At 68.3% G+C, this 16,924-nt stretch carries 15 protein-coding genes and 1 pseudogene; 9 read left to right on the top strand and 7 right to left on the bottom strand.

All coding sequences use genetic code 11. The features are described from left to right. Positions 1-116: 116 nt before the first annotated feature. The 5 genes from BSY19_RS03980 (at position 117) to BSY19_RS03960 (ending at position 5,908) form a co-directional block, all read left to right on the top strand. Complete coding sequence (locus BSY19_RS03980; RefSeq protein ID WP_069056839.1) at positions 117-1,031, top strand: branched-chain amino acid ABC transporter permease; 915 nt, start codon at positions 117-119, stop codon at positions 1,029-1,031. Positions 1,032-1,041: 10 nt separating this feature from the next. Then, entirely contained in the window at positions 1,042-2,121 is a 1,080-nt protein-coding gene (locus BSY19_RS03975; protein ID WP_069053015.1) for a branched-chain amino acid ABC transporter permease, read from the top strand. Between the two features lie 108 nt (positions 2,122-2,229). After that, the gene (locus tag BSY19_RS03970; protein WP_069053014.1) at positions 2,230-3,561 is read left to right on the top strand and encodes an ABC transporter substrate-binding protein; all 1,332 of its coding nucleotides are present in this window, start codon (positions 2,230-2,232) and stop codon (positions 3,559-3,561) included. A 117-nt stretch (positions 3,562-3,678) separates the two neighbouring features. Beyond that, entirely contained in the window at positions 3,679-4,527 is an 849-nt protein-coding gene (locus tag BSY19_RS03965; RefSeq protein ID WP_069053013.1) for an ABC transporter ATP-binding protein, read from the top strand. Positions 4,528-4,675: 148 nt separating this feature from the next. After that, a complete protein-coding gene (locus BSY19_RS03960; protein WP_069053012.1) occupies positions 4,676-5,908 on the top strand; it encodes a phenylacetate--CoA ligase family protein in 1,233 nt (410 codons plus the stop codon). Between the two features lie 10 nt (positions 5,909-5,918). On the opposite strand, the gene ung is transcribed toward BSY19_RS03960, so the two are convergent. Then, positions 5,919-6,617 (bottom strand): uracil-DNA glycosylase, encoded by a 699-nt coding sequence (ung, locus tag BSY19_RS03955; RefSeq protein WP_069053011.1) that lies wholly within the window; start codon positions 6,615-6,617, stop codon positions 5,919-5,921. Further along, positions 6,614-8,134: a bifunctional metallophosphatase/5'-nucleotidase gene (locus BSY19_RS03950; protein WP_069053010.1), complete on the bottom strand. Its 1,521-nt coding sequence runs from the start codon at positions 8,132-8,134 to the stop codon at positions 6,614-6,616. The genes ung and BSY19_RS03950 overlap by 4 nt, the downstream gene beginning before the upstream one ends. A 274-nt stretch (positions 8,135-8,408) precedes the next feature. On the opposite strand from BSY19_RS03950, the gene hemH reads away from it, so the two are divergent. Further along, a complete protein-coding gene (gene hemH, locus BSY19_RS03945; RefSeq protein WP_069053009.1) occupies positions 8,409-9,473 on the top strand; it encodes a ferrochelatase in 1,065 nt (354 codons plus the stop codon). Positions 9,474-9,571: 98 nt separating this feature from the next. Here hemH and BSY19_RS28635 read toward each other — a convergent pair. Next, positions 9,572-10,078: pseudogene (locus BSY19_RS28635) on the bottom strand (alpha/beta fold hydrolase); the annotation flags it as partial. Between BSY19_RS28635 and BSY19_RS28275 the strand changes: the two are divergent. Continuing rightward, positions 10,010-10,906 (top strand): MarR family winged helix-turn-helix transcriptional regulator, encoded by an 897-nt coding sequence (locus BSY19_RS28275; RefSeq protein WP_442856686.1) that lies wholly within the window; start codon positions 10,010-10,012, stop codon positions 10,904-10,906. The pseudogene BSY19_RS28635 and the gene BSY19_RS28275 overlap by 69 nt on opposite strands. Positions 10,907-10,975: 69 nt before the next feature. On the opposite strand, the gene BSY19_RS03935 is transcribed toward BSY19_RS28275, so the two are convergent. The 4 genes from BSY19_RS03935 to BSY19_RS03920 form a co-directional block, all read right to left on the bottom strand. Beyond that, a complete protein-coding gene (locus tag BSY19_RS03935) occupies positions 10,976-11,896 on the bottom strand; it encodes a TorF family putative porin (RefSeq protein ID WP_210184404.1) in 921 nt (306 codons plus the stop codon). A gap of 214 nt (positions 11,897-12,110) precedes the next feature. After that, positions 12,111-13,538, bottom strand: coding sequence for a L,D-transpeptidase family protein (locus BSY19_RS03930; protein WP_150129486.1), 1,428 nt, complete (start codon positions 13,536-13,538; stop codon positions 12,111-12,113). A 178-nt stretch (positions 13,539-13,716) separates the two neighbouring features. Continuing rightward, entirely contained in the window at positions 13,717-14,670 is a 954-nt protein-coding gene (locus BSY19_RS03925; RefSeq protein WP_069056837.1) for an acetyl-CoA carboxylase carboxyltransferase subunit alpha, read from the bottom strand. Between the two features lie 106 nt (positions 14,671-14,776). Beyond that, complete coding sequence (locus BSY19_RS03920; protein ID WP_069053006.1) at positions 14,777-15,544, bottom strand: class I SAM-dependent methyltransferase; 768 nt, start codon at positions 15,542-15,544, stop codon at positions 14,777-14,779. 140 nt (positions 15,545-15,684) lie between these two features. On the opposite strand from BSY19_RS03920, the gene gloB reads away from it, so the two are divergent. After that, positions 15,685-16,449, top strand: coding sequence for a hydroxyacylglutathione hydrolase (gene gloB, locus BSY19_RS03915; RefSeq protein ID WP_069053005.1), 765 nt, complete (start codon positions 15,685-15,687; stop codon positions 16,447-16,449). Positions 16,450-16,463: 14 nt separating this feature from the next. Further along, positions 16,464-16,919: a cupin domain-containing protein gene (locus BSY19_RS03910; protein WP_069053004.1), complete on the top strand. Its 456-nt coding sequence runs from the start codon at positions 16,464-16,466 to the stop codon at positions 16,917-16,919. Positions 16,920-16,924 lie beyond the last annotated feature (5 nt).

Below are 16,924 nucleotides of genomic sequence, written 5' to 3'. Positions count from 1 at the left end.
ATGGCTGGGTCAAGGCCGCCCTGATCCTGGCCGCGATCGTGGCCAGCGCGCTCGTCGGCGCGCGCCTCGATGGCTCCGGCACGCTCTACAAGATCGTCATCGATCCCTTCGCGCAGATGGCGTCGGCGCCGGACCTGCTGGTCCAGACGATCTGGGAGGGCCTGGTCTCGGGCGTGCTCTACGCGCTGATCGCGCTCGGCTTCGTGCTGATCTTCAAGGCGTCGGGCGTGTTCAATTTCGCCCAGGGCATCATGGTGGTGTTCTCGGCGCTGACGCTGGTCGGGCTCTACGAGATGGGCGTGCCGGCCTTCCTGGCGGTGATCCTGACGCTGGGCGTGATGTTCGTGCTGGCGGTGACGATCGAGCGCGTGGTGCTGCGGCCGCTGGTGAACCAGCCCGACATCATCCTGTTCATGGCGACATTCGGGATCACCTATTTCCTGATCGGGCTCGGCGAATCCGTGTTCGGCGGCAACCCCAAGCAGATGATCACCGAGCAGCTCTACCTGCCCAAGGGGGCGATCGACCTGAAGATCCTCGGCGGCTTCGTGTCCCTGCAGAAGATCGACATCGCCGCCGCCATCATCGCCTCGGTGATGATCGCGGTGCTGGCGCTGTTCTTCCAGTACACCCGCATCGGGCGGGCGCTGCGGGCGGTCGCCGACAGCCACAAGGCGGCGCTCTCGGTCGGCATTTCGCTGAACCAGATCTGGGTCATCGTCTGGTTCACGGCCGGCATCGTCGCGCTGATCACCGGCATCATGTGGGGGGCGCGCTCGGACGTGTCCTTCGCGCTCGAAATCGTCGCGCTGAAGGCGCTCCCCGTGCTGATCCTCGGCGGCTTCACCTCGATCCCCGGGGCGATCATCGGCGGGCTGATCATCGGCATCGGCGAGAAGATGGGCGAGTTCTACTGGGGGCCGCTGATCGGCGGCGGCATCGAGAGCTGGCTGGCCTATTTCATCGCGCTGGGCTTCCTGCTGTTCCGGCCGCAGGGGCTGTTCGGCGACAAGATCATCGAGCGGATTTGAGGGCCGGGACATGTTCTATCGCGAGGCCGGCCAGTTCAAATCCACCTACGCGGCCGACATGGCCGTGTTCCCGATCCGGCAGGACCGGATCGGCCTGGCGATCATTCTCGCCATCGCCTTCGTCGTGATCCCCTATTTCGGGGACGACTTCTTCATCACCTCGGTGATGATCCCCTTCCTCGTCTTCTCGATGGCGGCGATCGGGCTGAACATCCTCACCGGCTATACCGGGCTGATCTCGCTGGGCACGGCCGCCTTCATGGGGGTGGGCGCCTATGCCTGCTACAAGCTGACGACCGTTTTTCCCGACGTGAACATCATCGTCCTGATCCTGGCCTCCGGGCTGTTCTCGGCGGCGATCGGCGTGCTGTTCGGCCTGCCCTCGCTGCGGATCAAGGGCTTCTACCTCGCGGTGGCGACGCTGGCGGCGCAGTTCTTCCTGCAGTGGGCCTTCGTGCGGGTGCCCTGGCTCTACAACTACAACGCCTCGGGCGCGATCGAGGTGCCGCAGCGCCTGGTCTTCGGCGTGCCGGTCACCGGCGCGCTGGCCGCGCCGGAGACGCGCTATTTCGTCTGCCTCGGCCTCGTCGTGGTCCTGACCTGGTTCGCCTCCAACCTGGTCCATGGCAAGATCGGGCGCTCCTGGATGGCGGTGCGCGACATGGACATCGCCGCCGAGCTGATGGGCATCAAGCTGCTCAACGCCAAGCTGCTCGCCTTCGCGGTCTCGTCCTTCTATGCCGGCGTCGCCGGGGCGATGATGATCTTCCTCTGGTATGGCGGCGGCGAAGCGGCCGATGCGTTCTCGATCCGCCTCTCCTTCAACATCCTGTTCATGGTCATCATCGGCGGGCTGGGCTCGCTGATCGGCTCCTTCTTCGGCGCCGCCTTCCTCTCGATCCTGCCCACCGCGATGAAGTTCGGCCTGCCGGCGCTGGGCGTGCCGATGGCCGGCGCCACCGCCGAGCACGTCACCTTCATGCTGATCGGCGGGCTGATCATCTTCTTCCTGATCGTCGAGCCGCACGGGCTCGCGCGGCTCTGGCAGATCGGGAAGCAGAAACTGCGGACATGGCCGTTCCCCTACTGAGGGGGCGGACCGGACGACGACCCGCATCGGCCTTCAAGGATGCGGGCGCAAAGACGACCGGCGGGGTCTCGACACCACCGCCGGAGGGAAACGAACGGAGGACGACCGATGAAGACACAGCATCTGATGAAGGGCGCCGCGCTCGGCGCATTGCTGGCCGCGGCCGGCTTTGCGGCTCCTGCCGCCGCGCAGGACACGATCTACGTCTCCAACAACGCCTATCGCACCGGGCCCTTCGCCGGCTCCGGCATCCCGATCGGCGACGGCATGCGCGACTACATGACGATGATCAACGAGCGCGACGGCGGCGTGAACGGCGTCAAGATCGTCTATGAGGAGTGCGAGACCGGCTACGACACCAAGAAGTCGATCGAGTGCTACGAGCAGGCGAAGGCGAAGAACACGGTCGTCTATTCGCCCTGGTCGACGGGCGCGACGCTGGCCGCGATCCCGCGCGCCCATATCGACAAGATCCCGATCCTCTCGATGGCCTATGGCCTCTCGGCCTCGGCCGACGGCACCAATTTCCCCTGGGTCTTCATCCCGCCCTTCACCTACTGGGACGGTGCCTCACTGATGGTGAAGCACATGGCCGCCGAGCTCGGCGGCATGGACAAGCTCAAGGGCAAGAAGCTCGGCCTGATCCATCTCGACGCGCCCTTCGGCAAGGAGCCGATCCCGGTGCTCGAGAACCTCGCCAAGAAATACGGCTTCGAGGTCAAGCTCTACCCGGTCGCCGCGGCCGACATGCAGAACCAGGGCTCGCTCTGGCTCTCGATCCGGCGTGACCGGCCCGACTACCTCTACAACCAGGGCTGGGGCGCGATGAACCCGACCGCGGTGAAGGAGGCGATCAAGAACAACTTCCCGATCAACAAGCTGGTCGGCGTCTGGTGGGCGGGCGGCGACGACGACGCGCGCGCCGGCGGGCCGGAGGCGAAGGGCTACAAGTCGCTCAACCTGAACGCGGCCGGCACCAATTTCCCGGTCATCCAGGACATCCAGAAGTTCGTGGTCGACAAGGGCAAGAGCCTCGCGCCGAAGGAGAAGGTCGGCGAGAACCTCTACAACCGCGGCGTCTACAACTCGATGCTGCTGGTCGAGGGCATCCGCAACGCGCAGCGGATCACCGGCAAGAAGGTCATCACGGGCGAGGATATGCGCCGTGGCCTCGAGGCGCTGAACATCACCGAGGCGCGGCTCAAGGAAATCGGCATGGAGGGCTTCGCCACGCCGACCACGATCTCCTGCGCCGACCATTCGGGCCACAGCAAGGCCTATGTGGCCGAGTGGGACGGCACGAAGTGGACCAAGAAGGGCGACTGGCTCGAGCCGATGAAGGAAGAGGTCCGGCCGCTGATCGAGGCTGCGGCCAAGGACTACACCCAGAAGGCCGGCAACTGGCCGCAGCGCACCGAGCCCTGCGAAAAGTCGTCATGAGCTGAAGCGGCGGCCGGAGCGATCCGGCCGCCGCCTCCTCGCCGTCGTCCCGGCTTCGAGCCGGGATGAGGCGGGGCTTGTCCAGGCCAGCATTCTGGCCGCCGCCGGGAGACCGACATGTCCACCGCCACACTCGCCCAGCCGACCGCCACGACCCACGCAGCCGACACGATCCTGTCGCTGAACAACATCGAGGTGATCTACGATCACGTCATCCTCGTGCTGAAGGGGGTCTCGCTGCAGGTGCCGCGCAAGGGCATCGTCGCGATCCTCGGCGCCAATGGCGCGGGCAAGACGACGACGCTGAAGGCGATCTCGAACCTGCTCAAGGCCGAGCGCGGCGAGGTGACCAAGGGCTCGATCACCTTCGAGGGCGAGCGCGTCGACCGGATGTCGCCCAATGAGCTGGTGCGGCGCGGCTGCATCCAGGTGATGGAGGGGCGCCACTGCTTCGGCCATCTCTCGATCGAGGAAAACCTGCTGACCGGCGCCTTCACCCGCCGCGACGGCAACGCCGCGATCAAGCGCGACCTCGAGAAGATCTACGAGCTGTTTCCGCGGCTGAAGCAGCGCCGCAACTCTCAGGCCGGCTACACCTCGGGCGGCGAGCAACAGATGTGCGCGGTCGGCCGCGCGATGATGTCGAAGCCCAAGATGATCCTGCTCGACGAGCCCTCGATGGGGCTGGCGCCGCAGATCGTCGAGGAGATCTTCGAGATCGTGCGCCGTCTCAATGCCGAGGAGGACGTGTCCTTCCTCGTCGCCGAGCAGAACACCAACATGGCCCTGCGCTACGCCACCTATGGCTACATCATGGAGACCGGCCGCATCGTCATGGACGGCGAGGCCAAGATGCTGCGCGAGAACGAGGACGTGAAGGAGTTCTATCTCGGCGTCTCCGAGGGCGACAAGAAGTCCTTCCGCGAGGTGAAGAGCTACAAGCGCCGCAAGCGGTGGCTGTCGTGAGCAGGACGCTCCCCCGTCATTGCGAGCGCAGCGCAGCAATCCAAGCGACGTCGAGTGAGCCCTCTGGATTGCTTCGCTGCGCTCGCAATGACGAACCGGCCAGGCCTGACAGAAGGCGCCGAGCCATCGTGACTGGAGGGACCGCGCTATGACCGAGCATCACGACGCTCTCGAAACCCGCGCGCCCGACGCCCGCGAGGCGGATCTGTTCGCGCGGCTTCCGGCCGTGCTGGCGGCGGCGATGCAGGCCCCGGCCTATGCGCGGCGTCTCGCCGGGATCGACCCAGCCGCGATCACCGACCGCAATGCGCTGTCCACCCTGCCGGTGCTGCGCAAGGCGGAGCTGCCGGCGCTGCAGAAGGAGGCCTGGCCCTTCGGTGGCTTCGTGCCCACCGCACCCGGCGGCTTCGGCCGGCTGTTTACTTCGCCGGGGCCGATCTTCGAGCCCGAAGGGACGGGCGCCGATCCCTGGGGGGCGGCGCGCGGCCTGTTCGCGGCCGGCTTCCGGCCCGGCGACATCGTGCTCAACACCTTCGGCTATCACCTGACGCCGGGTGGCTTCATCATGGATTCCGGCGCGCGCGCGCTGGGCTGCGCCGTGATTCCGGCCGGGCCGGGCAACACCGAGCAGCAGATGGAGGTGATCGCCGCCTACCGGCCGACGGCTTACGCCGGCACGCCCGATTTCCTGAAGATTCTGGTCGAGGCCGCCGAGAGCCGGGGCGTCGACATCTCCAGCATCAAGCGCGCCGTCGTGTCGGGGGCTGCCTTCCCGCCCTCGCTGCAGGCCTGGGTGCGCGAGCGCGGCATCGACGCCTACCAGCTCTACGCCACCGCCGATGTCGGCATCATCGCCTATGAGACGTCGGCCCGCGAGGGCATGGTGCTGAACGAGAACCTGATCGTCGAGATCGTCAGGCCGGGCACGGGCAATCCCGTGGAAGCCGGCGAGGTCGGCGAGATCGTCGTCACCAATCTCGACCCGCACCACCCGCAGATCCGCCTCGCGGTCGGCGACCTCACGGCGCTGATGCCGGGCGCGAGCGCCTGCGGACGGACCAACGCCCGCATCCGCGGCTGGATGGGCCGCGCCGACCAGACGGCGAAAATCAAGGGCATGTTCGTGCGGCCCGAGCAGATCGCCGAGATCGCGCGCCGCCACAGCGAGGTGCACAAGCTGCGCCTCGTGGTGGGCCGCGCCAACGAGGCCGACACGATGACGCTGAAGGCGGAGATCTACGCCCAGCCGGCCGGGCTGATCGATGCGATGTCGTCGACCCTGCAGCAGGTGACCAAGCTCAGGGGCTCGGTCGAGATCCTGCCGCTGGGCTCGCTGCCCAATGACGGCAAGGTGATCGCCGACGAGCGGCCGGTGGGGTAGCGCCAGCGCTTCACCAGACGAGGGCTTTTTGTCCGTTTTGTTCGAGCCACATATTGGCTTGCGAAAACGGCTGCGAGCCGAAGAAGCCGCGGCTCGCCGACAACGGCGAGGGATGCGCGCTGACGATCACGCGATGCCGGCTTTCGTCGATCAGCGCCCGCTTGGCCTGCGCGGGATTGCCCCAGAGGATGAAGACGACAGCGGGCCGCTCGCGCGAGACGGCCGCGATGATGGAATCCGTGACGGCACGCCAGCCGAGCTGAAGATGCGAGCCCGCTTTTGAGGCGCCCTCGCGCACGGTCAGCGCGGTGTTCAGCAGCAGCACCCCCTGCCGCGCCCAGGGCGTGAGGTCGCCATCCGGCGGCGGTGCGAGCCCGAGATCGGCCTGGCGCTCCCTGTAGATGTTGACGAGCGAGCGCGGCAGCGGGGGTGGGCCGGCATAGGAGAAGGCGAGCCCGTTGGCATGGCCCGGCGTCGGATAAGGGTCCTGGCCGAGGATGACGGCGCGCACGCTCTCCAGCGGCGTCAGCGCCAGCGCCGCGAAGACGCGTTCCGGCGCCGGCGCCACGACATGGCCGGCCTCGCGCTCGGCATCGGCGGCGGCACAGGCCTGCTCCGCCGCTCCGCCGGGCGCGAAGACCGGGAGCGCGCTCCAGCCTGTCGGCCCGTCGCCCGCGCAAAAGGCGGCGAGCGCCGCGCGGCAGCTCACTTCAGGACGATCCGACCCTCGACCTTGGCATCGACCGTGCCGAGCTTGCGCAGATAGACCATCACCTCATTGGCCATCAGCTTGCCGTCGGTGAGGCCGATCAGCGTCTTGCCGCGCGCCAGCGCCGTGTAGCCGTCGCCGCCCTCCAGCATGAAGTTGTTCGAGGCGACGGTGTATTTGCCGGCCGGGTCGATCGGCTGGCCATCGACCGTGATCGACAGCACGCGCGAGCCCTGGGGCTGCTTCAGATCCGCCTCGAACTTGAAGCCGGAGATGACCGGGAAGCGCCCGGCACCCTGGGGCGCGTCGCGCAGGCCGTTCTCCAGCGCGTCCTTGATGTCCTTGCCGGTGATCTCGACCATGACGGTCGCATTGCCGAAGGGCAGTTCGCTCAGCACGTCGCGGCGAGTCAGCTTGTGGCCGGCCGGATACTGCTTGTTGGCGCGGATGCCACCGGCATTGGTGATGGCGAGCTTCGCGCCGGTGGCGGCGCGGATCGCGTCGGCGATGAGGTTGCCGATCGCGGCCTCCTGCGTGCGGATGACGCCGGTGCGGGAATCGAGCGGGGCGGCGAGCACGGCGACGTCGATGTCGAGTTCCTTCGAGAGCTCGGATTCGTAGCCCTTCACCAGGGCCGCGACCTCGGGGTCGGGCGTGGCCGACCGGGAATCGTTGACGCGGAAGGTCGGCGTCCACGAGACCTGACGTGCCGCGCCTTCGCCCCGCACGCTGACGGCGACGTCGATCGCGGTGACGTAATTGCCCTCCTCGTTGGACTCCACCATCACGACCTTGCCGTCATAGGCGATGGCGAGGTCGTGGTCGTGGCCGGTCAGCAGGATGTCGACGACGCGCGAGCGCACGATCTCGTTGTCCATGGCCCGGTCGGCATGGACGACGGCGACGAGCACGTCGGCGCCCTGGCTCTTCAAGGCGCGGGCCTCGCGCCGCAGCGCCTCCATGGTCGAGGAGAACTTCAGGTCGCCGGGATTGGAAATCTGCGGCGTGGGATCGAAGGTCGTGCCGATGACGCCCACCTTGAACCCGCCGAGCTCGAAGATCTGCGAGTCCTTGTGGCCCGGCAGCGGTTGGCCGGCGGCGTCGCGCAGATTGGCGGCGAAGGTCGGGTAGGTCTGGGCTGCCGTGAGCTTGAGATAGTTCTCCTTGCCGAAATCGAACTCGTGATTGCCGGGCACGAAGACGTCGAGCCCCATCTTGTTCTGCATCGCGACGATGTGGGCGCCCTGGTCGAAGCCCGACATCAGCGAGGGCGAGTAGCAGTCGCCGGCGTGGCAGAACAGCAGCGGCACGCCCTTGGCGCGCTCGGCCCGGGCGATGCCCGCCGCCCGCGCGAAGCCGCCGCGGCCCTTGTCGTCGCTCATCTTGTAGATGTCGTTGACCAGCAGCAGGGTGAAGGCCGGCGCCGGCTGCTGCGCGATCGCGGCCGGGGCGGTGGCGGCGAGCGCGGCCGGTGCGGCGATGACGCCGAGGGCGTTGCGGCGGGTGAGCTTGGTCATGCGAGGACGCCTCTGCTTGAGAACTGCTCCAGATTAGCAAAGCCTGCGCCATGCTGGCCAGCGGAACCACAGATGCCTGCAGGCCATCTGCGGCGTCATGCGATGTCGCACCCCTTTGCGTCGCACTGGACGAAACTGGTAACTCGTCTAAATCACGCCTGCGGCAGGGGCGCGCGCCAGCGCGATCCCAGGCCGCAGGCGTGAGTTTCGCATCCGGCCTCGCCGCAAGCCGTGTTCCCGGTCCCCGGCCGGTGCCTGAAGGACATCCGCGATCATGACAGTCGAAACCAAGCCGGCCGCCGACATGAGGGCCGTGGTGCTCCCGCCCGACCATCCGCCGGTCCGCACCGGCCGCATCGGCGTGCTGCTGATGAATCTCGGTACGCCCGAGGGCACCACCTACTGGCCGATGCGCGCCTATCTCAAGGAATTCCTCTCGGACCGCCGTGTCATCGAGACCTCGCGCTGGCTGTGGTGGCCGTTGCTCAACCTCGTGATCCTGACCACCAGGCCGAGCCGCAAGGGCAAGGACTACGCCTCCGTCTGGAACAACGAGCGCGACGAGGGCCCGCTGAAGACGATCACCCGTTCGCAGATGGAGCAGCTCGCGGCGCGGCTCACGCCCGAGCATGGCGAGCGTGTCGTCTTCGACTGGGCGATGCGTTACGGCCTGCCCGACGTGAAGAGCCGGCTGGAGGCGCTGCTCGCCCAGGGCTGCGACCGCATCCTGATGGTGCCGCTCTATCCGCAATATGCGGCGCCGACCTCGGCGACCGCCTGCGACCAGGCCTTTCGCGCGCTGATGACGATGCGCTGGCAGCCGGCGGTGCGCGTGGCGCCGCCCTATCACGACGACCCGGCCTATATCAAAGCGCTGGCGGATTCGATGCGCGCCTCGCTGGCGAAGCTCGATTTCGACCCCGAGGTCATCCTCTGCTCCTTCCACGGCATGCCGAAGGACTACCTGCTCAAGGGCGACCCCTATCACTGCCACTGCGCCAAGACCTGGCGCCTGCTGCGCGAGGAGCTGGGCTACAGCCGCGAGCGCTTCAGGATGACCTTCCAGTCCCGCTTCGGGCCCGACGAGTGGCTGAAGCCCTATACCGACGAGACGGTGAAGAGCCTGGCTTCGTCGGGCGTCAAGTCGATGGCGATCGTGGCGCCGGGCTTCTCCGCGGATTGTCTGGAGACACTGGAAGAGCTCGACGTAGAGAACCGCGAGATCTTCCTGCACAATGGCGGGCAGCAGTTCGCCTGTCTGCCCTGCCTGAACGATTCGCCCGAAGGGGTCGACGCGATCGAGGCCGTGGTGCGCCGCGAGCTGATGGGCTGGGTCTGATCCGGGGCGGGCTCCGCCCGGCCCGCCACGAAATCCGCGGCCCGTGCCGTGACCCGGGGCGCCGTCAGGATGCGACGATGGCCGAGGCCGGACACGGCCTCCAGGCGGATGAAGGGGCCGGCATCCGTCAGCGCCTGTGCATGGGCAAAGGGCACCTCGCGGTCGTCCTGGCAATGCAGCAGCAGCGTCGGCCCGCCATAGCGCTGCAACTGGGCAGCGCCGGCGAAGGCGGTGACCGGCATGCCCGCGACCGCATGGATGCGCGCCTCCAGCGCTCGCAGACCGCGCGGGCCCAGACCGATGCGGCCTGCGAACCAGCGGGCGACCTCCTGCATGGAGGAGGGCGGCGCGATCAGCACGAGGCGCTTCGCGACCACACGGGGCTGGGCCGGCAGCGTTCCCGCGAGCGCGGCCAGCGCGATCGAGCCGCCGAAGGAATGGGCGACGATCGCTTCGACCGGGCCGACCGCGCGCGCCACCGCCGCCAGGCTCGCCACGCCGGTGGGCAGGTCGAGGGTCGCGCCGGTCGAGTTTCCATGCGCCGGCAGGTCGAAGGCGACGACCCTCAAGCCTGCGTCGAGCAGAGGCTGCACGAAGGCAGCCATCACCGCAGCCTGCCCGGTCCAGCCATGCAGCAGGATCACGCAGGGAGGGGTGCCGCGTTCCTCGCTCCGGGCCGGCTCGAACAGATGCGCCGCGACCGAGCCGCAGGGAAAGGGGACCGAGAGGGGCGTGCCCGCTTCGAGTCGCGCCGCGAGGGACTTGACCGAGGCGGCCCGATGGTTGCCCTGCTTGGGGCGTGGTGGGGTGCAGAACAGGCGAAAGGCGATGCGGCCGGTCAGGCCGGGTGCCAGGGATTCGCCGAGGCGGGCCAGAGGCCGCATGAGACGCAGGAGCAAGTTCGACATGACGCTGACCCCGATTTGTTCAATGCTGAACGAGTATGTTCAATGGTGAACAAAAAGCAAGAGGTCGCAGACGTCGGGACGGCGGGCCCCGTGCGCCCCTGGGATCTGCCGCGTTTCCGCAACTGGATCGCCGTCGCGCGCGTCCATCAGCTCTGGAAGAAGGTGTTCGGCGAGGCGCTGGCGCCGCTCGGCATCCAGGTCGCGCATTACGACGTGCTGGCCAACATCGCCCATGTCCCGGGCCTGACCCAGCAGGCCCTGGCCGAGAAGCTGCTGGTCGGGCGCAGCGCGATGAGCATGCTGCTGCCGGAGCTGGAGCGGCGCGGTCTGATCGAACGGCGGGCGGACGAGGCCGACCGCCGGCTGCGCCGGCTCTGGCTGACGCCGGAGGGGCAGGCGCTCACCGACAGGGCCATGGCGATCCATGTCGAGCGGCTCGAGGCGATGATGACCGTCCTCAGCGACGCCGAATGCGACGCGGTCGGCGAGATGATGCGCCGGATCGCGGCCTCCATGACCCGGTAGGCAGGGCGCCGGACACAAAAAAGGGCCGCTCTCGCGAGCGGCCCTTCCGGATCGACAGGGCGGGGGCGATCACTTCGCCGGCGCGAAGATGCCGAGGCTGCTCGCCGTGATGTCGAAGGACAGCGTGCCGACGACGGCAGGGCCGCACCATTTCGAACTGGCCGAGCCGTTGATGACGCCGCGCGGGTCGGTCGTGTTCAGGAAGCACTCGCGCTTCGACAGGTTGGTGTCGTGATAGCGGACGTCGGCCGTCAGGTTCTTGTAGGTGTAGGAGATGCCGGCGTTCCAGTAGAGATAATCGGGCAGGTTGGTCGGCGGCGTCGTCGACCAGATCGCCTGGTTGGTGCGGCCGAGCCAGTAGTGCCCGAGTTCGCCGGAGATCGAGAGGCCTTCGAGGAAGGGCAGTGCGTATTTCGCGGTGATCGAGGCATAGGTGCCGGTCGCGCCGGTGCCCAGCCAGTCCCAGGCGTAGAAGACGTTGGCGCCGACGGTCAGGCTGTCCTTGTAGGTGTAGGAGACCTTGCCGTAGACCTCGGTGTAGTCGGTGTTCCTCGGGGTCCAGAACACGCCGGCCGGGAAGAGGAACTGCTTCTCGCCGGGATAGTAGTACTGCCACACGCCGAAGTCGAAGGTCAGGTCGCCGAACTTGGGACGGATACCGGCGTAGAAGTCGATCTCGGCGTCGGGACGCGTCACCAGATCGACATTCGAGGCGTAGACGCCGGCATAGAACAGGTTGTTGTAGAACTGCAGCTCGACGCCGCCCTGGATGGCGGGCTTGCGGTCGGTCTGCGAAATGCCGCGGAAGTTGTAGTCGGTCATGGCCTTCACGCTGACCGCCGCATCGATCCAGGTGATGCTCGGCGGAATCGGCGCGACCGGCGCGACCTTGCGGCTCGGCAGGTCCGAGGCCTGCGCGACGCCGGCGAAAGCGGCAAGAGACAAGCTCAGGCCCGTGACCGAGAACCGTAGATTATCGAAGACCATCATCTGCTCCTTGCACGTCCGCGCGCCGCCATGCGCGCTTTCGTCACAATGAAGCCGCTTCTTCGCCATTTTCGGCAAGGCGAGCTTTTTTGCAATCTGCTCAGGGTCTAAGCAAAAGGCCCCGCGGAGCGGGGCCTCGATGCCTTCCAAACAGACTAAGCCGACGAAGAACTAGAGTTGTTGCAGTTTTGGCGCAGTCGAGATGCCCGGCCCCGTGTCAGCGCGTGACCGGCTGGTTGGCAAAGGCGGCGGCGGGCTGGTCGAGCTGGGTGGTGCGCAGCCGGTCGGTGCGACGCGGCGGAAGCGGTGCGACGACCTCGGTCGGCGTCGCGGGCACGACGGAGGCGACGGGTGCGGTGGCGCTCGCCTCGGCAGACCTGCCGCCGATCACCGGCACGAAGCTCAGGGCCCGGCGATAGAAGGGTTCGCTCTCCGCCGACGCCGTGCCGAAGGAGCCGGTGGTGACGGGCTCCGGGGCGGCGGCACCGGGCTGGACGCGGGCGAGCTGGGTCGTGGCGGCCGCGGCCGGCGCGGCGCGGGGCGCCTCGGCGCGAGCCGGTTCGGTCTTGGCGGCTTCCGGCTTGGCCGGCGGTTCGGCGCCCGCTGCGGCGACCGCCGCCAGGACGACCTCGTTGTCGGCGGATTCGGCCCGGATCGTCGCCTTGGCCTTGCCCCTGTCGTCGAGGACGACGACGCGCGGGCCGACCGTCAGCGCGTCCGGCCGGCTGACGCCGACATCGCGCGAGCCCCAGGAGGCGGCGCGGTTCAGCGTGTCCGAGCCACTGGCGACGAGGGTCCGCTTGAAGGTGCCGTGCTGGTCGCCGTCATCATAGATCAGCTTGATCGCCGGCGTGCCCTTGGCGACGAGGGCGGCGACCTGGGTCTCGTCCTGCTGGCGCTTGCGCTGCACGGCCTGGGCGACGGCGGGGTCGCCATTGCCGGCGTTGAAGACGTAACGGCCGCCATTGACGCCGACCTGAGGCTCGTCGCCGGTCACCTCGAAATAGTCGGTGCCTTCCTTGAGGTTCTTCCAGAAGGCGATGTTGGAATCGAGGCGGTGCTTGGCGAGGTTCTCCGGCGTCATCCGGAAGGGCAGCGCCTGCATCTGTACCGTCCGCTGGCCGCCGTTATGGGCCTCGCGGACGAGCGCGTAGATCTCGCCCATCTGGTCGTCGGTCATCGAGTAGCAGCCGGCCGAGGAGCAGGCGCCGTGCACCATCAGATGCGAGCCGGTGCGGCCATGGGCCCGGTCGAAGGCGTTCGGGTAGCCCATGTTGAAGGAGACGTAATAGGCCGAGTTCGGGTTCATCTGCGCCGGCGCGATGGCATAGAATCCTTCCGGTGCCATGCGGTCGCCCTCGCGGACCTTGGGTCCGAGCTGGCCGGACCAGCGGCACATCGGGTAGGTCTTCAGCAGGGCGTACTGGCCGTTGGCCTTGCGCTTCCAGACCTCGAGCTCCGACTCCTTCTTGTAGGAGCGGATCAGGATCGGCTGATCCTTGCTCATGCCCTTCTCGGACATCAGCGCATAGGTCGCGGCCGGGATCGGGATGTGATGGCGCGCGGAGCCGCGATAGCGGTCCTCCTCGCAGGCGCCCAGGGACAATGCAACCAAAGCCACGAGCGTGAATCGCTTCAATGCCACGTCGTCAATCCCATCGAACGGCCGGCCAGACACAGGCGACCTCTGACTGCGCAAGACGGCCAAATTGTGCCCGTCTCCCGTTGTAGAAGCGTTAGCCTTGAAGCTTCCTTACCACAGGCGACCGGCGCAAGGCCATGGTCAAGGCACCGTTAAGGCGCCGGCCGGCCCGTGGCGGGCGTCACAGATTGCGCCCGATCGCCAGGAATTTCTCGGCGCGGCGGTCGACGATGTCGTCGGCGGACAGGCCCCCCAGCTCCGACAGCGCCGACGACAGGGCGTCGCCAGCGCGCGCGATCACCGCGCCGTGGTCGCGATGGGCGCCCCCGGTCGGCTCGCTGACGATCCGGTCGATGATGCCGAATTTCAGGAGGTCCTGCGCGGTGATCTTCATGCCGGTGGCGGCGTCCTGGGCGCGCGCGGTGTCGCGCCAGAGGATCGAGGCCGCGCCTTCCGGCGAGATCACCGAGTAGATGGCGTGTTCCAGCATCATGACCCGGCTGGCCGCCGCGATCGCGATGGCGCCGCCCGAGCCGCCCTCGCCGATCACGAGCGCGATGCTCGGCGTACGCAGGCCGAGCCAGGTCTCGGTCGAGCGGGCGATGGCCTCGGCCTGGCCGCGCTCCTCTGCCTCGATGCCCGGATAGGCACCGGCGGTGTCGACGAAGCTCAGCACCGGCAGGCCGAAGCGGTCGGCCAGCTCGACCAGGCGCACCGCCTTGCGGTAGCCTTCGGGCTTGGCCATGCCGAAATTGTGCCGGATGCGGGTCTCGGTCGAATCACCCTTCTCCTGGCCGATCACGCAGACCGGCTCGCCCCGGAAACGGCCGAAGCCGCCGACGATGGCCTCGTCCTCGCCGAAGGCACGGTCGCCCGCCAGCGGGGTGAATTCCTCGATCAGCGCGGCGCAGTAGTCCTTGAAGTGCGGGCGCTGCGGATGCCGCGCGACCAGCGTCTTCTGCCAGGGCGTCAGGGCCCCGTAGAGTTCCTTCAGCGCCTGCGCGGCCTTGGCGTCGAGCCTGCCGATCTCGTCGGCCAGGGCATAACCCTCGCCCTTGGCCTGGAGGGCTCGCAACTCATCCGCCTTCGCCTCCAGTTCGGCGACCGGCTTTTCGAAATCCAGATAGCTTCGCATCGTGGTCCAGTTCAGGTTCCGCGCCGGGTGGTTCCTGCGCATCGAGCGTCATGCGGAACCGGGCTCGCGAAAAGCGGCGGACCTTGGTCGCGCGGTGGGTTCTTTGTCAACCCGGCGGGCCGTGCTCGCGCTCCCGCCCGGTGCGGGGTGCCGGCGTCGGCTGAGGTAGCAAAATGGGGCGGAAGGCGAAGCTGCGCCGCGTCGCCCGCAGCGGGATGCGCCGGTAGAGCTGCTTGGTCGCGTCGATGACGTGGACGCCGGCGAAGGGCAGGGACAGCCCGGCGCCGAGGCGCTCCCAGGCGGCGGCCGATCGCAGCAGCAGCCGCTGGCGCAGGGGCGGCACGTAGAGCGCCTCGCTCCAGCCCTCGGGCGAGAATTCGGCCGAGCGCATCAGCGCCTCGAGCTGGCTGCGGCTGAAGGGGCGGCCCTGGCCGAAGGGCGTGCTGTCCATCCGGGCCCAGAGCCCGCGGCGGTTGGGCACGACCAGGATCATGCGCCCGCCCGGCGAGAGCACGCGGCCCACCTCCTCGATCAGGTCGTCGGGGCTTTCGGTCTCCTCCAGCGCATGGACGAGGACGACCCGGTCGATCGAGGCGGTCGGCAGCGGCAGCAGCGTCGGCTCGACCAGGGCCGAGGCGGAGAGGCCCTGATGCGGCCAGTTCACGACGCCCTGCGCGGCCGGCATGAAGGCGATCACCCGCTCGGCATTCATGCCGAGGACGGAGAGATAGGGGGTGGTGTAGCCCAGGCCGAGGACGCGCTGGCGGGCGCAATCGGGCCAGAAGCGCAGCATCGCCGTGCCGATGAAGCGCCGCGCGACATGGCCGAGCGGGCTGGCATAGAAACTGCGCAGATCGGCGACGTCGAGGGACATGCCGCCGGAAGATGTGATGCCGGGCGAGGCTGCGCAAGGGCGTGCGCCGGCCGGTTCGGTTCCGGCGCGTTCCCTGCAGGCTGGCATCGGCGGGCGGCATTGTTTAAGCGCGACAGAACCGCGTTCTTCCGGAGACTCCCATGGCGCTCGATCTCCACGTCTTCCGCACGCTCGGCGACAATGCCGGGGCGCTGCTCCACGACCCCGTCAGCGGCGCCTGCGCCGCCATCGACGTGCCCGATGCCGGCCAGGTGATGGCGGCGGCCAAGGCGAAGGGCTGGACGATCAGCGACGTCTTCGTCACCCATGCCCATGCCGACCACACGCAAGGCGTCGCCGCCGTGAAGCAGGCGACCGGCGCGCAGGTCTGCGGGCCGGCCGACGCCGCCGGCCAGGCGCCGCTCGACCGCATCCTCTCCGAGGGCGATGCCGTGTCCTTCGGCGGCGAGAGCTTCGAGATCTGGCACACCCCGGGTCATGCGCCGGGCCATCTCAGCTTCGTCTCGCGCGGCGCGAAGCTCGCCTTCGTCGGCGACGTCGTCTTCGTGATGGGCTGCGGGCGCGTCCAGCCGGGCCAGATGGCGGCGATGTGGACCTCGCTGTCGCGGCTGATGGCGCTGCCGGGCGACACACGGCTGCTCTGCGGCCACGACTACACGCTCTCGAACGCGCGTTTCGCCGCGGCGATGGAGCCGGCCAATGCGGTGCTGACGGCCAGGCTCGCCGAGGCCGAGGCGGCCAAGGCGGAGGGGCGGTTCTGGGCGCTGACGAGCGTCGCCGAGGAAGCCGCCACCAACCCGTTCTTCCGGGCCGGCGAAGGCGCGCTGGCGGCGGCGGTCGGGCTGAATGGCGCGCCGGCGGGCGAGGTCTTCGCCGCGCTGCGCGAAGCCAAGAACCGGTTCTAGAAGGGGCGTCACGCATGACACTCAACGGTCTGACCGCTGCCGAGGTGATCCGTCTGCTCGAGCTGAAGCCCCATCCCGAGGGCGGCCATTATCGCGAGACCTTCCGGGACCCGCGGGAGGTCGACGGCCGCAGCGTCGGCACCGCGATCTACTATCTGCTCGACACCGGCGAGACCTCGGAATGGCATCGCTGCGACGCAGCCGAGATCTGGCATCACTATGCCGGGGCGCCGCTGGTGATCAGCGTCTCGCCCAACGGGCACGACGCCTCGGCCCATCATCTCGGCAGCGATCTCGCGGCCGGGCAGCGGCCGCAATTCGTGGTGCCGGCCGGCTGGTGGCAGAGCGCGACCTCGCTGGGCGCCTGGACGCTCGTCGGCTGCACCGTGTCGCCGGGTTTCTCCTTCGAAGGCTTCGAGATGGCGCCGCCCGGCTGGCGGCCGACCCCGCGGAAGGCGGGGCAGGGCTAACGGCG

It is taken from the genome of Bosea sp. RAC05 (genome assembly GCF_001713455.1).
In the GTDB taxonomy this organism is placed as follows: domain Bacteria; phylum Pseudomonadota; class Alphaproteobacteria; order Rhizobiales; family Beijerinckiaceae; genus Allobosea.
This window is presented reverse-complemented; position numbering and strand designations above follow the sequence as displayed.

What these genes read in the sequence shown, in the direction of transcription:
- BSY19_RS03935 (WP_210184404.1), bottom strand. Translation starts at nt 11,896, where the DNA reads ATGATGGTCTTCGATAATCTACGGTTCTCGGTCACGGGCCTGAGCTTG.
- BSY19_RS03965 (WP_069053013.1), top strand. Translation starts at nt 3,679, where the DNA reads ATGTCCACCGCCACACTCGCCCAGCCGACCGCCACGACCCACGCAGCC.
- BSY19_RS03910 (WP_069053004.1), top strand. Translation starts at nt 16,464, where the DNA reads ATGACACTCAACGGTCTGACCGCTGCCGAGGTGATCCGTCTGCTCGAG.
- BSY19_RS03975 (WP_069053015.1), top strand. Translation starts at nt 1,042, where the DNA reads ATGTTCTATCGCGAGGCCGGCCAGTTCAAATCCACCTACGCGGCCGAC.
- BSY19_RS03925 (WP_069056837.1), bottom strand. Translation starts at nt 14,670, where the DNA reads ATGCGAAGCTATCTGGATTTCGAAAAGCCGGTCGCCGAACTGGAGGCG.
- BSY19_RS03950 (WP_069053010.1), bottom strand. Translation starts at nt 8,134, where the DNA reads ATGACCAAGCTCACCCGCCGCAACGCCCTCGGCGTCATCGCCGCACCG.
- BSY19_RS03970 (WP_069053014.1), top strand. Translation starts at nt 2,230, where the DNA reads ATGAAGACACAGCATCTGATGAAGGGCGCCGCGCTCGGCGCATTGCTG.
- BSY19_RS03980 (WP_069056839.1), top strand. Translation starts at nt 117, where the DNA reads ATGGCGTCGGCGCCGGACCTGCTGGTCCAGACGATCTGGGAGGGCCTG.
- BSY19_RS03920 (WP_069053006.1), bottom strand. Translation starts at nt 15,544, where the DNA reads ATGTCCCTCGACGTCGCCGATCTGCGCAGTTTCTATGCCAGCCCGCTC.
- hemH (WP_069053009.1), top strand. Translation starts at nt 8,409, where the DNA reads ATGACAGTCGAAACCAAGCCGGCCGCCGACATGAGGGCCGTGGTGCTC.
- gloB (WP_069053005.1), top strand. Translation starts at nt 15,685, where the DNA reads ATGGCGCTCGATCTCCACGTCTTCCGCACGCTCGGCGACAATGCCGGG.
- BSY19_RS03960 (WP_069053012.1), top strand. Translation starts at nt 4,676, where the DNA reads ATGACCGAGCATCACGACGCTCTCGAAACCCGCGCGCCCGACGCCCGC.
- BSY19_RS28275 (WP_442856686.1), top strand. Translation starts at nt 10,010, where the DNA reads ATGCGCCGGCAGGTCGAAGGCGACGACCCTCAAGCCTGCGTCGAGCAG.